Annotated in this window: 12 protein-coding genes; 8 read left to right on the top strand and 4 right to left on the bottom strand. The window is 66.4% G+C overall.

Features of this window, described 5'->3' with window-relative positions; translation table 11 throughout:
* Window positions 1-50: 50 nt before the first annotated feature.
* A complete protein-coding gene (gene aspS / locus BLQ14_RS10730) occupies window positions 51-1,829 on the bottom strand; it encodes an aspartate--tRNA ligase (protein ID WP_092500552.1) in 1,779 nt (592 codons plus the stop codon).
* Between the two features lie 146 nt (window positions 1,830-1,975).
* Here aspS and BLQ14_RS10735 point away from each other — a divergent pair, with 146 nt between their 5' ends.
* A complete protein-coding gene (locus BLQ14_RS10735) occupies window positions 1,976-2,611 on the top strand; it encodes a class I SAM-dependent methyltransferase (RefSeq protein ID WP_092500553.1) in 636 nt (211 codons plus the stop codon).
* A 117-nt stretch (window positions 2,612-2,728) separates the two neighbouring features.
* Window positions 2,729-3,976, top strand: coding sequence for a cyclopropane fatty acid synthase (locus BLQ14_RS10740; RefSeq protein WP_092500554.1), 1,248 nt, complete (start codon window positions 2,729-2,731; stop codon window positions 3,974-3,976).
* Between the two features lie 3 nt (window positions 3,977-3,979).
* On the opposite strand, the gene BLQ14_RS10745 is transcribed toward BLQ14_RS10740, so the two are convergent.
* Window positions 3,980-4,651 (bottom strand): CPBP family intramembrane glutamic endopeptidase, encoded by a 672-nt coding sequence (locus BLQ14_RS10745; RefSeq protein ID WP_092500555.1) that lies wholly within the window; start codon window positions 4,649-4,651, stop codon window positions 3,980-3,982.
* 138 nt (window positions 4,652-4,789) lie between these two features.
* On the opposite strand from BLQ14_RS10745, the gene BLQ14_RS10750 reads away from it, so the two are divergent.
* The gene (locus BLQ14_RS10750; protein ID WP_092500556.1) at window positions 4,790-5,215 is read left to right on the top strand and encodes a hypothetical protein; all 426 of its coding nucleotides are present in this window, start codon (window positions 4,790-4,792) and stop codon (window positions 5,213-5,215) included.
* 108 nt (window positions 5,216-5,323) lie between these two features.
* Window positions 5,324-8,614, top strand: coding sequence for a carbamoyl-phosphate synthase large subunit (gene carB / locus BLQ14_RS10755; protein WP_092500557.1), 3,291 nt, complete (start codon window positions 5,324-5,326; stop codon window positions 8,612-8,614).
* Between the two features lie 9 nt (window positions 8,615-8,623).
* Here carB and BLQ14_RS10760 read toward each other — a convergent pair whose 3' ends face one another.
* Window positions 8,624-9,433: a DUF4198 domain-containing protein gene (locus tag BLQ14_RS10760; protein WP_092500614.1), complete on the bottom strand. Its 810-nt coding sequence runs from the start codon at window positions 9,431-9,433 to the stop codon at window positions 8,624-8,626.
* Here BLQ14_RS10760 and BLQ14_RS10765 point away from each other — a divergent pair.
* Window positions 9,432-10,616, top strand: coding sequence for a HupE/UreJ family protein (locus BLQ14_RS10765; RefSeq protein ID WP_245657072.1), 1,185 nt, complete (start codon window positions 9,432-9,434; stop codon window positions 10,614-10,616). The two genes, BLQ14_RS10760 and BLQ14_RS10765, sit on opposite strands and share 2 nt — an antisense overlap.
* A gap of 25 nt (window positions 10,617-10,641) precedes the next feature.
* On the opposite strand, the gene BLQ14_RS10770 is transcribed toward BLQ14_RS10765, so the two are convergent.
* Window positions 10,642-11,334 (bottom strand): GntR family transcriptional regulator, encoded by a 693-nt coding sequence (locus BLQ14_RS10770; protein WP_092500559.1) that lies wholly within the window; start codon window positions 11,332-11,334, stop codon window positions 10,642-10,644.
* A gap of 139 nt (window positions 11,335-11,473) precedes the next feature.
* Between BLQ14_RS10770 and BLQ14_RS10775 the strand changes: the two genes are divergently transcribed.
* The 3 genes from BLQ14_RS10775 to BLQ14_RS10785 are packed head-to-tail and all read left to right on the top strand — an operon-like array spanning window position 11,474 to window position 14,660.
* Window positions 11,474-13,009, top strand: coding sequence for a UxaA family hydrolase (locus BLQ14_RS10775; protein WP_092500560.1), 1,536 nt, complete (start codon window positions 11,474-11,476; stop codon window positions 13,007-13,009).
* 14 nt (window positions 13,010-13,023) lie between these two features.
* Window positions 13,024-13,764 (top strand): SDR family oxidoreductase, encoded by a 741-nt coding sequence (locus BLQ14_RS10780; RefSeq protein ID WP_092500561.1) that lies wholly within the window; start codon window positions 13,024-13,026, stop codon window positions 13,762-13,764.
* 47 nt (window positions 13,765-13,811) lie between these two features.
* Window positions 13,812-14,660, top strand: a complete 849-nt coding sequence (locus BLQ14_RS10785; protein ID WP_092500562.1) for a fumarylacetoacetate hydrolase family protein — start codon at window positions 13,812-13,814, stop codon at window positions 14,658-14,660.
* Window positions 14,661-14,675 lie beyond the last annotated feature (15 nt).

The raw sequence follows: 14,675 nt of genomic DNA on the forward strand, positions 1-14,675 counted from the left end.
ATGGCCGCGCGACTTGCGCCCCCGAGAGGCGGAAGGCTGCCGCCTTGGGCTCAGTCCTCCTCGCGGATGATCCTGATCCCGAGCTCGCGCAGCTGCTCGTTCGTGGGCTCGGAAGGCGCCCCCATCATCAGATCCTCTGCCCGCTGGTTCATCGGGAACATGATGACCTCGCGGATGTTGATCTCGTCGGCGAGCAGCATCACCATCCGGTCGATCCCCACCGCGCAGCCGCCGTGCGGCGGCGGGCCGTAGCGGAAGGCAGCCGCGAGGCCGGGGAAGCGGCGCTCGACCTCCTCGCGGGTGTAGCCGGCGATCTCGAAGGCGCGGAACATGATCTCCCGGTCATGGTTGCGGATCGCGCCCGAGACAAGCTCATAGCCGTTGCAGGCAAGGTCGTATTGCTGGCCGATGACCTCGAGAGGGTCGCCCTCGAGCGCCTCGAGCCCGCCCTGGGGCATCGAGAAGGGGTTGTGCGAGAAGTCGATCTTGCCGGTTTCCGGATCCTTCTCGTACATCGGGAAGTCGACGATCCAGGCGAAGGCGAAGCGGTCCTCCTCGAAATGGCCGAGCTCCCGGCCGATCTCGACCCGCGCCTTGGCGGCCACCCGCTCGAAGGCCTCGGGCTTGCCGCCGAGAAAGAAGGCCGCATCCCCCTTGCCGAGCCCCAGCTGGCGGCGGATCGCCTCGGTGCGCTCGGGGCCGATGTTGCGTGCGATCGGCCCGGCGGCTTCGAGCTCGCCGTCCTTCTCGCGCCAGAAGATGTAGCCCATGCCCGGCAGGCCCTCCTTCTGGGCGAAGGCGTTCATCCGGTCGCAGAAGGCGCGGCTGCCGCCGCCCTGGGCGGGAATGGCGCGGATCTCGGTGCCTTCCTGCTCGAGAAGCCGGGCGAAGATGGCAAAGCCCGAGCCGCGGAAATGCTCGGAAACATCGGCCATCTTGATGGGGCAGCGCAGATCGGGCTTGTCGGTGCCGTACCACTTCATCGCATCGGCGTAGCGGATGCGCGGCCAGGCACTGTCGACCTTGCGACCACCGCCGAAACGCTCGAAGCTTGCTTGCAGCACCGGCTGGATGGCGGCGAAGACGTCCTCTTGCGTGACAAACGACATCTCCATGTCGAGCTGGTAGAAGTCGGTTGGCGAGCGGTCGGCGCGCGGGTCCTCGTCGCGGAAGCAGGGGGCGATCTGGAAGTAGCGGTCGTAGCCTGCCACCATGATCAGCTGCTTGAACTGCTGGGGCGCCTGCGGCAGGGCGTAGAACTTGCCCCGGTGCAGCCGTGAGGGCACCAGAAAGTCGCGTGCGCCTTCGGGGCTCGAGGCGGTGATGATCGGGGTCTGATACTCGGTGAAGCCCGCCTGCCACATGCGCTCGCGCAGGTCGCGGATGACGTTCGAGCGCAGCAGGATGTTGCGCTTGAGCCCTTCGCGACGCAAGTCGAGGTAGCGGTAGCGAAGCCGCGTCTCTTCCGGGTATTCGTGATCGCCGAAAACCTGCAGCGGCAGCTCGGCTGCCGGCCCCAGCACCTCGATGTCGCGGATGTAGACCTCGATTTCGCCCGTGGGAATTTTCGGGTTGATGAGCTCGTCGTCGCGCGCCTTCACCTCGCCGTCGATGCGAATGCACCACTCGGCGCGCACCTTCTCGACCTCTCCGAACACGGGGCTGTCGGCGTCGGCGAGGATCTGGGTGATGCCGTAGTGGTCGCGCAGGTCGATGAACAGCACCCCGCCGTGGTCGCGAACGCGGTGCACCCAGCCGGCGAGGCGGACGGTCTGACCGACGTGCGCGCGGGTCAGTTCGGCGCAGGTGTGGCTGCGGTAGCGATGCATGGGCTGTCCTTTTCGGCTCTCTGGCGCCGCGGGGGCGCGAAATCGGCTGCGCGCCGATACACAAGGACGCGCGCGCGAAGTCAAGGCGGCGTTGCGCCAGCCTGCCCGGGGCACTACCTCACAGAAGGGCAAGCTCGGGGACTTTCATGGCTGCGGATGCCGAACACTGGAACGCCGTTTACGGGCGGCGGGAGGAAACATCGCTCAGCTGGCATGAGGGCGATGCGGAGCGCTCGTTCCGGCTGGTCTCGGGGCTCGTCGGCCCCGGGGAAAGGGTCATCGATGTGGGCGGAGGCACCTCCCGCCTCGTGGACAGGCTGGTGGCGGCAGGGCTTGGCCCGGTGACGGTGCTTGATCTCTCAGACGCAGCGCTTGGCCTGGCAAAGACCCGCCTTGGCGCGGCTGGGGAGGCTGTCGACTGGGTCGAGGCGGATGTGACGGGCTGGCAGCCGGCGCACAGCTATCAGCTCTGGCATGACCGTGCGGCCTTTCATTTTCTCACCGATCCCGGCGATCAGCGCCGGTATCTTGCGGTGATGGATGCGGCGTTGGCCCCCGGCGGCCATGCGATTCTCATCACATTCGCCGATGACGGGCCGGAGCGCTGCTCGGGGCTGCCGGTTCAACGCTGGTCGCCCGAGGCGCTCGCCGAGGCGGTCTCATCGGCCCTGCCGGGCCGCTTCGAGGCGGTGGAGGCGGAGCGATTTGCCCATCTCACCCCGGCCGGCGCGACCCAGAATTTCCAGACCAGCGTGTTCCGAAAACTTCGCGAGGCACGCTGAAGGGGCGCTTTTCTGGACCCCTTCTTGATCTTTTGCCAAAATGCCGCAGTCTGCACCGACGCGTGGCAGCTTGCGGGGTGAGTGCCGCCGTCTGTTCTTGTGGGGGGGCGAAATGTGATGTGGGACAACCTGTTCGATCGCGCGGTGAGGCAGATCATCCGCTCGGGCACGCTCATCGTCGAGATGCCCGACGGCAGCACGCGGCGTTACGGCGACGGCACCGGCAACCCCGTGAAGGTGACGCTGACCGAGCCTGAACTTCTCCGCAAGCTGCTGCTGAACCCCGAGCTGCACGTCGGCGAAGCCTACATGGATGGCACCCTCGTCATTGAGGATGACGACCTTTACGGTTTTCTCGGACTTGTGCTTTCCAATGTGGCCGAGGGCAACAGCTCGCTCGTCCAGCATGTCAATCGGTACCTGCGCCGCGCATTGCGCGTCGTGCGCCAGTACAATCCCGTGGGCCGCGCAAAGGCCAATGTCGCCCATCATTACGATCTCTCCGGTGAACTGTACGAGCTGTTTCTTGATGAGGATCGACAGTATTCCTGCGCCTATTTCCGGTCGCCGGACGACACGCTGGAGCAGGCGCAGAAGAACAAGAAGGCGCATATTGCCAGGAAGCTTCTGATCGAGCCGGGCATGCGCGTGCTCGATATCGGTTGCGGCTGGGGTGGGCTTGCCCTCACATTGGCGCAGGAGCACGGGGCCCGGGTGCTTGGTGTCACGCTCAGCGAAGAGCAGCACAAGGTCGCCTGCGCCCGTGCCCGCGCCGCGGGGCTTGATGACCGGGTGGAGTTCCGGCTGACCGACTACCGCAACGTGAAGGAGCGTTTCGACCGTATCGTTTCGGTCGGCATGTTCGAACATGTGGGCGTGCCGCATTACCGCGAGTTCTTTGCCCATGTGCGCGACAAGCTCGAGGAAGACGGCGTGGCCCTCCTGCACACCATCGGCCGCTCCAGCCCGCCGGGCGCCACCAACCCCTGGATCGACAAATACATCTTCCCCGGCGGTTACATCCCGGCGATGTCCGAAGTGATGGCAGCGATCGAAAAGGAAGACCTCATCACCACCGATGTGGAGATCCTGCGGTTACACTATGCCGAGACGCTCAAGCACTGGCATGACCGTTTCATGGCCAACCGCGATCGGGTGCTCGAGCTCTATGACGAGCGCTTCTGCCGCATGTGGCGCTTCTACCTGGTGGCCAGCGAGCTGACCTTCCGGCTTGACCGGCAGGTGGTGTTTCAGTTCCAGCTCAGCCGCAAGCTCGACACGGTGCCGTTGACGCGCGACTACATCTATCGGGACGCTGAAGAGGTGGCGGCCAAGAGCGGCAAGCGGTTGCGGGCGGCGGAGTAGGGCTCAGAACGGCCGGGTGACGTTGCCGGAGTAGAACCAGACGCCGGCCCCGAGGGCAAAGAGGATCACGCCCGCGACTGCGTGCAGCACCACCGCCTCGGGAAAGTTGCCGCGCACCCGGTAGGACCAGGCAAAGACGAGGCCCCCGGCGAAGGTGAGCGCGGTGACGACCCAGCTCCAGTACATCAGATGCGCTAAGGAGAAGAGCGCGGCATTGAGCAGCAGTTGCGCCGTGATCCAGCGCGGCAGGAGCGCGCGGTAGCGTGTGAAGAAGAGCGGGCGGAAGATCAGCTCCTGCGGCAATGCCGAGACCAGCGGGTAGAAGGCCGCGATGAGGCCCATGAGCCGGGGGTTGTGGCGCGGCAGGAACAGGAAGGCCTGCGGCGCGAGCGCAAGCACGATGGCGGTGCCGATCGCGCCAGTCGCGAGCGCGAAGACCGCAACCAACCTGAAGTCGATCCGGGCGGTGCCGGCCAGAAGATCGCGCCAGCGAAAGCCGGGCGTTCGGGAGAGGAGCACAAGACCGATGGCGGTGACGGCGAAGAGAGCGGGAAACATCCACTGCGGTGGAAGCAGCAGCGCCATCACCAGCGGGGCGATGAGGTAAAGCGCGACGAACTCGAGCGCAAGTTGCGCGCGCCTGTCCCGCAAGGCGGCATGTCTCGGTTGGGTCATGTCCTGTCTCCCTGATCGCGGGGTGCGCGCAGTCGCCAGATAGGCGCGGCCGCTGGTTGCGCCAACGCGATGGCACGCGCCCGCCCATTCTGATACGCTCGCGCGGAGCCACGCGTTCGAGGCTGCGGGAAGCGGACCATGTTCGAGTTGCTGAAGACCATCCATCTTCTCAGCCTTTACGCCGGCGGCGGCGCGGCCATTGGCAGTGCCGTTCTGGCGGCTCGGGCGGGAACGGCCGCCGGTGACGGGAGCGTGTCACCGCGGTTTGTCGCCGGGACGATGGCCGCTCTGGGGCGGATCGGGCTTGTAGCCATTCTCGCCATCTGGGCGAGCGGACTTGCGATGGTATGGAGAGAGCCGTTCCTTGCAGGGGGCTGGGTCTACTGGATCAAGCTGCTTGGCGCCGTGGTGGCCCTGCTTGCGGTGCTCGCACTCGCGCGGGAACGATGGGCGGCCGCACGGTCGGGTAGCACCCCCGAACCGGCGCGCATGAAGCTTCTGGGACAGGTCGCGATGGCGGCGACGATCGCGACTGTCATCTTCGCGGTGATCGCCTTCAACTGACGCGCACCATTCCGGCCCCCTTGCACCGCCGCCCTCAGGCTCTATAACCCGCGCCGACCATCAGGGCCGGGGGGCAGCCTCCGGCTCCATTGACGCGCGCGGGGGCCCATGCCGAAGAGAACCGACATCGAATCGATCCTGATCATCGGGGCCGGACCCATCGTCATCGGCCAGGCCTGCGAGTTCGACTATTCCGGCGCGCAGGCCTGCAAGGCGCTGCGTGAGGAGGGCTACCGCGTCATCCTCGTCAACTCCAACCCCGCCACCATCATGACCGATCCGCAGCTTGCGGACGCAACCTACATCGAGCCGATCACGCCCGAGGTGGTGGCCAGGATCATCGAAAAGGAGCGGCCCGATGCGCTTCTGCCCACCATGGGCGGGCAGACCGGGCTCAACACCGCGCTTGCGGTGGCCGACATGGGCGTGCTCGATCAGTTCGGGGTGGAGCTCATCGGCGCAAAGCGAGAGGCGATCGAGAAGGCGGAGGATCGCAAGCTCTTCCGCGAGGCGATGGAGCGGATCGGGCTCGAGAATCCGCGCGCGGCGATTGCCAACAACCTTGATGAGGCGATGGCCGCGCTCGAGACGGTGGGTTTGCCGGCGATCATCCGGCCCGCCTTCACGCTGGGCGGCACGGGAGGCGGGGTGGCCTACAACCGCGACGACTATCTGGCGATCTGCAAGCAGGGGCTCGATGCCTCGCCAGTGAACCAGATCCTGATCGACGAGAGCCTTCTGGGCTGGAAGGAATACGAGATGGAGGTCGTGCGCGACCGCGCCGACAATGCCATCATCGTCTGCTCCATCGAAAACGTCGATCCGATGGGCGTGCACACGGGTGACTCGATCACCGTCGCCCCGGCGCTGACGCTGACCGACAAGGAATACCAGATGATGCGCTCGGCCTCGATCGCGGTTCTGCGCGAGATCGGGGTGGAGACGGGCGGCTCGAACGTGCAGTGGGCGGTCAATCCGGCCGACGGGCGCATGGTGGTGATCGAGATGAATCCGCGGGTGAGCCGCTCCTCGGCGCTTGCGTCAAAGGCCACGGGCTTTCCCATCGCCAAGGTCGCGGCCAAGCTTGCCGTGGGCTACACGCTCGACGAGCTCGACAATGACATCACCAAGGTGACGCCGGCGAGCTTCGAGCCCTCCATCGACTATGTGGTCACCAAGATCCCGCGCTTTGCCTTCGAGAAGTTTCCCGGCGCCAAGCCCGAGCTGACCACGGCGATGAAGAGCGTGGGCGAGGTCATGGCCATTGGCCGGAGCTTCCACGAAAGCGTGCAGAAGGCGCTCGCGGGGCTCGAGACGGGGCTTTCGGGCTTCGACGAGATCGCCATTGAAGGCGCGCCCGATCACGCCGCGATCATCAAGGCGATCAGCGTGGCCACGCCCGACCGGCTGCGGCTCATCGCCCAGGCCATGCGGCATGGGCTTTCGGACGAGGACATTCACGCCGCCACCTCCTATGACCCGTGGTTCCTCGCCCGCATCCGCGAGATCGTGGAAGCCGAGGAGGAGGTGCGCCGGGACGGGCTGCCGGTGACGGCCGAGGGCATGCGACGGCTGAAGATGATGGGCTTCACCGACGCGCGACTCGCGCATCTCACGGGCCATGACGAGGCCGAGGTGCGGCGGCTGCGGCTCTCGCTTGGCGTGACAGCCGCCTTCAAGCGCATCGACACCTGCGCAGCCGAATTCGAGGCGCAGACGCCCTACATGTATTCCACCTACGAGGCCCCGGCGATGGACGAGGTGGAGTGCGAGGCGCGTCCCACCGACCGCGAGAAGGTGGTGATCCTCGGCGGCGGGCCGAACCGCATCGGGCAGGGCATCGAATTCGACTACTGCTGCTGCCATGCCTGCTTCGCGCTGTCGGACGCGGGGTTCGAGACCATCATGGTCAACTGCAACCCCGAAACCGTCTCCACCGACTACGACACCTCCGACCGGCTCTATTTCGAGCCGCTGACCTTCGAGCATGTGATGGAGATCCTGCGGGTGGAGCAGGAGCGCGGCACGCTGAAGGGCGTCATCGTGCAGTTCGGCGGGCAGACGCCGCTGAAGCTTGCCAATGCGCTTGCCGATGCGGGCATCCCGATCCTCGGCACCACGCCCGATGCCATCGACCTCGCGGAGGACCGGGAGCGCTTCCAGAAGCTTCTGCACGAGCATGGCTTGCGTCAGCCGGCAAACGCCATTGCCCGCTCGCCCGAGGAGGCCTTCGCCGCCGCGCGCGAGGTGGGGTATCCGCTGGTGATCCGCCCGTCCTACGTGCTTGGCGGCCGGGCGATGGAGATCGTCCGCGATGACGCGCAGCTTGAGCGCTACATCCGCGATGCGGTGGTGGTCTCCGGCGCGAACCCGGTGCTCCTCGACAGCTATCTTGCCGGCGCGATCGAGGTGGATGTGGATGCGCTGTGCGACGGCGAGGCGGTGCATGTCGCCGGGGTCATGCAGCACATCGAGGAGGCAGGCGTGCATTCGGGCGACTCGGCCTGCTCGCTGCCGCCCTACACCCTTGACGCGGCGACCGTGGCCGAGCTCAAGCGCCAGACCGAGGTGCTGGCGCGCGCGCTCAACGTCGTGGGCCTCATGAACGTGCAGTTCGCCATCAAGGACGGCACGATTTACGTGCTCGAGGTCAACCCGCGCGCCTCGCGCACCGTGCCCTTCGTCGCCAAGGCCACCGACTCGGCCATCGCTTCGATCGCTGCGCGGGTGATGGCGGGCGAGAAGCTCTCGGCCTTCCCGCGGCGCGCGCCCTACCCGAAGGGCGCCGGCCCCGACGACCCGCTGCCCCTGGGCGACCCGATGGAGCTGGCCGACCCCGACATGCCCTGGTTCTCGGTCAAGGAGGTGGTGCTGCCCTTCGCCCGCTTCCCCGGCGTCGACACGCTGCTCGGCCCCGAGATGCGCTCCACCGGCGAGGTGATGGGCTGGGACCGGACCTTCCCCATGGCCTTTCTCAAGGCGCAGATGGGGGCAGGGGTGAACCTGCCGGAGAGCGGCACGGTGTTTCTCTCGATAAAGGACAGCGACAAGACGCCCCAGCTCGTGGAGACGGCGCGCATTCTCGTCGAGCTTGGCTTCAATATCGTCGCGACCTCGGGTACGGCGGCCTTCCTCGCCGAGGCGGGGATTCCGGCGGAGGTGGTCAAGAAGGCCTATGAAGGGCGGCCGAACATCGTTGACCTGATGAAGGATGGCGGCGTGCATCTGGTGATGAACACCACCGAGGGCGCGCAGGCGGTGGAAGACAGCCGCTCGATCCGCGCGGTGGCGCTGATGGACAAGATCCCCTACTACACGACGCTTGCCGCCAGCCACGCCGCGGCGCTGGCGATGAAGGCGCGGCGGGAAGAGGAGCTGAAGGTGCGCAGCCTGCAATAGGCCGCACGTTCAGTCCGGCGTGCGGAAGGTCAGCGAAGCCCAGAGCGATTCCCACACCGGATCGCTCCGCTCGCTGGCCTCGAGCGGGCGGAGCACCACCGCATCGATGAGGTATTCCGTGCCCGGTGCCGTCTCGATCACCGCCACGCCCTCCGCATCGGTGCGGGTGAAGCTGTCGCTCACCGTGCCGTCGGGGGCGCGCGCGAAGATCTCCACCTGCGCATTGGCACGCGGGCGGCCCTCGTAGAGCACACGCACCGGCAGGCCTTTCGAGAGATCGTCGGTGTAGGGGTTGGCCAGCGCCACGATCTCGGTGAGCAGCCCCACTTCGCGGTCGGAGCCCTGCCCATCGCCCACGGCGACGAGGCTCTTGGCGTAGCGACTGTAGCGCTCGCGAAAGCCCGTCTCCGGCAGGCCGCGGCGGCGGTGTTCCTCGAGAACCCACAGCGCATCCTTGTGGCGCAGGAAGTCCTCGAACTTTTCCCGCTCGCTCCAGGTCAGGAAGTTGTGACTGGTCTCGTGCACCACCACCCACAGCCCTGCGCCGGGCGCAGGCATGTTCAGGGCCGGGCGGTCGCCGATCCGCGCCGTCACAGACACCGCCCGTTCCCCCTGCATCAGCTCGAAGCGGCGGAAATTCGCTGGGATGAACGGGTAGGCCGCGCCGGAAAACATCTGGCCGACCCTGAGCTCCGCCGCAATGACGCCGCCGGGCTCGACCTGATAGGAAATCGGCGATATCCAGAACTCATGCGCCGCCGCAGCAAGGGCGGTCGCGGCGAGAGCCAGGGTGGCAAACAGGGCAGAGACAGGACGCATGGAAAGAAGCTCCCTGGGCATGGTCCCTTTCAAGCTGCGCGGCATCGGCCGGCTGTCAAGCCTTGCGCTTGCACTCACTGCTCTCCTTGCCGCCCTTCTTGCGTCCCTCGGCCCTGCCCGTGCGCATGAGATCCGTCCGGCCATCGCCGACATCGAGGTGCGTCCGGACAGCGCGGAGCTGACCATCCGTCTGACGCTGGAAACGCTTGTCTCCGGCATCGACGTCGCGGGGCTCACGGATACAAACGAGGCAGAAGGGGTCGAGCGCTATGACGCCCTGCGGGCCCTGCCGCCGGAGGAGCTGGAGGAGCGATTCCGTGCCGCCTGGCGCGATCTCGCACCGCGCATCCTGTTGCGCAGTGGCGATCACGTGCTGGTACCCGAGCTCGTGTTTGTCGAGGTGGGAGAAGTGGGTGACCCCGGCCTGCCGCGCGAGAGCGTCATCGGCCTGCGTGCGGAGCTTCCGCCGGGCGATGCGCCGGTGAGCCTTTCCTGGCCCGCCGCATGGGGGCCGATCGCGCTGCGCCAGATGGGAGTGGAAGAGGCCGAGGCCTACACCGGTTACCTGACCGGCGGGGAAGAGAGCGCCCCCATCCCTCGGACAGGCACGGCCAGCGAGTCCTGGGCGCGCACCTTCATCCGCTATGTGGTGATCGGCTTCGAGCATATCGTGCCGCTCGGTGCCGATCATATCCTGTTCGTGCTGGGACTGTTCTTCTTTTCCCTGCGTCTGCGCCCGCTTCTCTATCAGGTGACCGCCTTTACGGCGGCGCATACGGTCACGCTGGCCCTGGCAACGCTCGGGGTCGTCTCGGTGTCGCCTGCGCTGGTCGAGCCGCTCATTGCCGCCTCCATCGTCTTTGTCGCAGTCGAAAACATCGTCTTTCCGCGCATGAATCCGTGGCGGACGGCGATCGTTTTCGGCTTCGGTCTGCTGCACGGGCTCGGCTTTGCCTCGGTGCTCGGCGAGATCGGGCTTTCGCCTTCGCGGCTTGTCACCGGGCTTGTCGGTTTCAACATCGGGGTGGAGCTCGGCCAGCTCGCGGTGATCGCAGCGGCCTTCCTGCTCGTGGGCCTGCCCTTCGGGCGCCGGCCCTGGTACAGAGGTGTCGTGGCGGTACCCGCCTCGGCCGCTATCGCGCTCGTCGGCGGCTGGTGGTTTCTCGAGCGAACGGTGTTGTGACGGGGCGGCGCGGGTCGGCCGCCGATCAGCCCGCCTCGAAAAGTTCGGGATGCGCACGCTCTAGCGGCTCGAGCTGTTTCTCGAGCTGACGCAGATGCGTGCGCATGCTCTGGCGGGCGCGCTCCGGGTCACGGGCCTCGAGCGCTTCCACGATGGCCTGATGCTCCTCGAGCGACACCTGGATCCGCCCCGGCTGCGGCAACGCCAGCTGGCGTGCGCGCGTTACATGCACGCAGACCATGTCGGTCAGTTCGGCGAGGCGTGAATGCCCGGTGAAACCGAGGATAAGCCGGTGAAACGCCTCGTCGAGCTGATAAAATCCCTCAAGATCCTGGTGCGCCACGTCCGTTGCCTGCATGCGCAGGTTGCGCTGGAGCGCCGCAAGCTCGTCGTCAGTGATGCGTGAGGCAAGCTCCTCGACCGCCGCAAGTTCGAGCGCCTCGCGCAGAAATGCGCTCTCGCGGATTTCGGCCATCGACAGCTTCGACACGAAGCTGCCCGCCTGCGGCACCACGCGTACCAGCCCCTCTGCCGATAGCCGTGCCAGCGCTTCGGACACCGGAGAGCGCGAAACGCCGAGCTCCGCGCAGATGTCATGCTTGTTCAGTTTTGCTCCCGGTTGCAGGCGGAGCGTGAGGATTGCCTGCCGCAACGAATGATACACCCGCCGTGACAGCGACCCCTCGAAACGATCGAGTGGTGGGAGGGTGCTGCTCATGCCCGTTTCCACCTCTTGCGCCTGCCGAATCCGTGGCCTACTCATACTAACATGTCAGCGGCTGTGTCACCGTCCCTGATTTCCGCGGGTTCCCCATGTTGAACCTGACACGCGGCCGGGTGCGACACAAGGAGACGAAATGAATCCCAGCTCAGATGCATCTGCGCCGATCTTGCGCCTGCACCCTTCGGACAACGTCGTGATTGCGCTCGCCGATCTGGCTGAGGGCCTCGAGATTGCCAGCGAGGGTGTGCAGACCCGTCAGCGCATCCCGCGGGGACACAAGATTGCCACCAAGGTCATCGGGCCCGGGGAAAGCGTGCGCCGCTACGGCCAGATCATCGGGCAGGCGACGGCCCGGATAGAACCGGGAGAGCATGTGCACAGCCACAACCTCGGCATGGGCGAGCATGATCGCGACTACCGGTTCGCGACCGACCTGCGCCCGCTGCCGCCGGTCGAACGGAAACGCCAGTTCATGGGCTATCACCGCGCCGACGGCCGTGTAGGCACGCGCAACTATCTCGGCGTTCTCACCTCGGTGAACTGTTCGGCAACCGTGGCGCGGCTTATCGCCGAGGAAGCCGAGAAGTCGGAGTGGTTCGCCCGGCTTGAACATGTCGACGGGATCGTGCCGCTCGTGCACGGCACAGGCTGCGGCATGGCGATAGAAGGGGAAGGCTACCAGACGCTCTTCCGCACGCTTGCGGGCCACGCGCGGCATCCGAATTTCGCCGGCATCCTGCTGGTGGGGCTTGGCTGCGAGGTGATGCAGATCCCCGATCTGGTCGGCCGCGCCCGCATGCAGGAGAGCGACGGCTTTCGGTACATGACCATTCAGGCCGCGGGCGGCACCCGCAAGACGGTCGAGCGCGGAGTGGCGATCCTGCGGGAGATGGCCGAAGCGGCCGAGCGCGCCCGCCGGGCTCCGGCCGAGCTGTCGCATCTCATCGTGGCGCTGCAATGCGGGGGATCCGACAGTTACTCGGGCATCACCGCCAACCCCGCGCTGGGTCATGCCTCCGACCTTCTTGTCGCCCATGGCGGGACCACGATTCTTGCCGAGACCCCCGAGATCTACGGCGCCGAGCACCTTCTGACCCGCCGCGCGGTGAACGAGGAGGTCGGGCGCAAGCTGATCTCCCTCATCGAGTGGTGGGAAGACTACACCGCCCGCAACGGCGGCCAGATGGACAACAACCCCTCACCCGGCAACAAGCGCGGAGGCTTGACCACTATCCTCGAAAAATCGCTCGGTGCGGCAGCCAAGGGCGGCACGGCGCCGCTGGCCGGCGTCTACCGATACGCCGAGCCGGTTGATGTGCAGGGCTTCACCTTCATGGACAGCCCCGGCTACGATCCGGTCTCGGTAACAGGGCAGATCGCCTCCGGGGCCAATCTCGTCGCCTTCACCACGGGGCGCGGCTCGGTTTCCGGCTTCAAGCCGGCGCCGACGATAAAGCTCGCCACCAACTCGGAGATGTATGCGCGCATGAGTGAGGATATGGACGTGAACTGCGGCGACATCATCGATGAGGGCGTGAGCGTCGAGGAAAAGGGGCGAGAGATCTTCGAATTGATGATCGAGGTGGCCTCGGGCAAGCGTTCCAAGAGCGAGGAACTCGGCTTCGGTGGCGCCGAGTTCGTGCCGTGGCAGATCGGCGCGGTCATGTGAAAGGGAAACGGATCATGCGGCTTGAGGGAAAGACGGCCTTCACCACGGCGGCAGGACAGGGGATCGGGCGGGCCACGGCGCTTGCCTTCGCGCGTGAAGGCGCGCGGGTGATCGCCACCGACATCAACCCCAAACTGCTCGAGTCGCTCGCCGCCGAGGCCCCGGCGATCCAGACGGCAGTGCTCGACGTGACGGACGCGAACGCCGTGCAAGAGATGGCACGGGAGGTCGGCGCGGTGGATGTGCTGTTCAACTGCGCAGGCTACGTCCACCACGGAACGATCCTCGACTGCGACGAAGCGGCCTTCGATTTTTCGGTGAATCTCAACATGAAGGCGATGTATCGTGTGATGCGCGCCTTCCTGCCGGCCATGCTCGATGCCGGCGGCGGGGCGATCGTGAACATGGCCTCGGTCGCTTCCTCCATCATCGCCGCGCCCAATCGCTTCATCTACGGCGCAACGAAGGCGGCGGTGATCGGCATGACCAAGTCGGTGGCGGCCGATTTTGTCACACGCGGAATCCGCGCCAACGCGATCTGTCCCGGCACGGTGGAAAGTCCGTCGCTTGAGGAGCGGATGCGCGCGCAGGGCGACTATGCGGCCGCGCGCGCCGCCTTCATCGCCCGCCAGCCGATGGGGCGAATCGCCAAGCCGGAGGAGATCGCCGCGCTCGCGGTTTATCTCGCTTCGGACGAGTCGGCCTTCATGACCGGGCAGGCCATCACCATCGACGGCGGGTGGAGCAACGTCTAGACACGCGCGCGGCCCGCAGGGATTCAAACGAAAGGACAAGGGACGGCATGAAACTTCTCAGATACGGCGAACGGGGGGCGGAGAAGCCCGGCATGTTGAGTGCCGAGGGGCACATCCGCGATCTTTCCGGGGTTGTGGAGGATATCGCCGGTGCGACTCTCACCCCGGAGGGGCTGGCGCGGCTGCAGGAGCTCGATCCGACGAGCCTGCCCATTGTGGAGGGCTCGCCGAGGCTCGGCCCCTGTGTCGGGCGCATCGGCAAGTTCATCTGCATCGGCCTCAACTACTCCGATCACGCCGAGGAGACCGGGATGGAGGTGCCGCCCGAGCCGGTGATCTTCGGCAAGGCCACGAGCGCGGTTTGCGGGCCGAACGACGACGTGATCATTCCCAAGGGGTCGGAAAAGACCGACTGGGAGGTCGAGCTCGGCGTGGTGATCGGCAAGGAAGCCCGCTATGTGTCGGAAGAGGAGGCTATGGATCACGTCGCCGGCTATTGCGTGGTGAATGACATCTCCGAGCGCGCCTTCCAGACCGAGCGTTGCGGGCAGTGGATCAAGGGCAAGTCCGCCGACACCTTCGGCCCGATCGGGCCGTGGCTCGTCACCCGCGACGAGGTGCCCGACCCCCAGAACCTGCGGTTGTGGCTCGAGGTCGACGGCGAGCGGCGGCAGGACGGCACCACCGCCACCATGGTCTATGGCGTGCGGTTTCTCGTTCATTACATCTCGCAGTTCATGTCGCTGCAGCCCGGTGACATCATTTCCACCGGCACGCCGCCGGGAGTGGGCCTCGGTATGAAGCCGCCGACATTCCTGCGGCCAGGTCAGGTGATGCGGCTGGGCATCGAGGGTCTTGGCGAGCAGCGCCAGCGCGTGGTGGCCTGGGCGGGGTAACCCGGCCGGCGGGAC

The organism is Meinhardsimonia xiamenensis (genome assembly GCF_900102905.1).
GTDB classification, from domain to species: Bacteria; Pseudomonadota; Alphaproteobacteria; order Rhodobacterales; family Rhodobacteraceae; genus Meinhardsimonia; species Meinhardsimonia xiamenensis.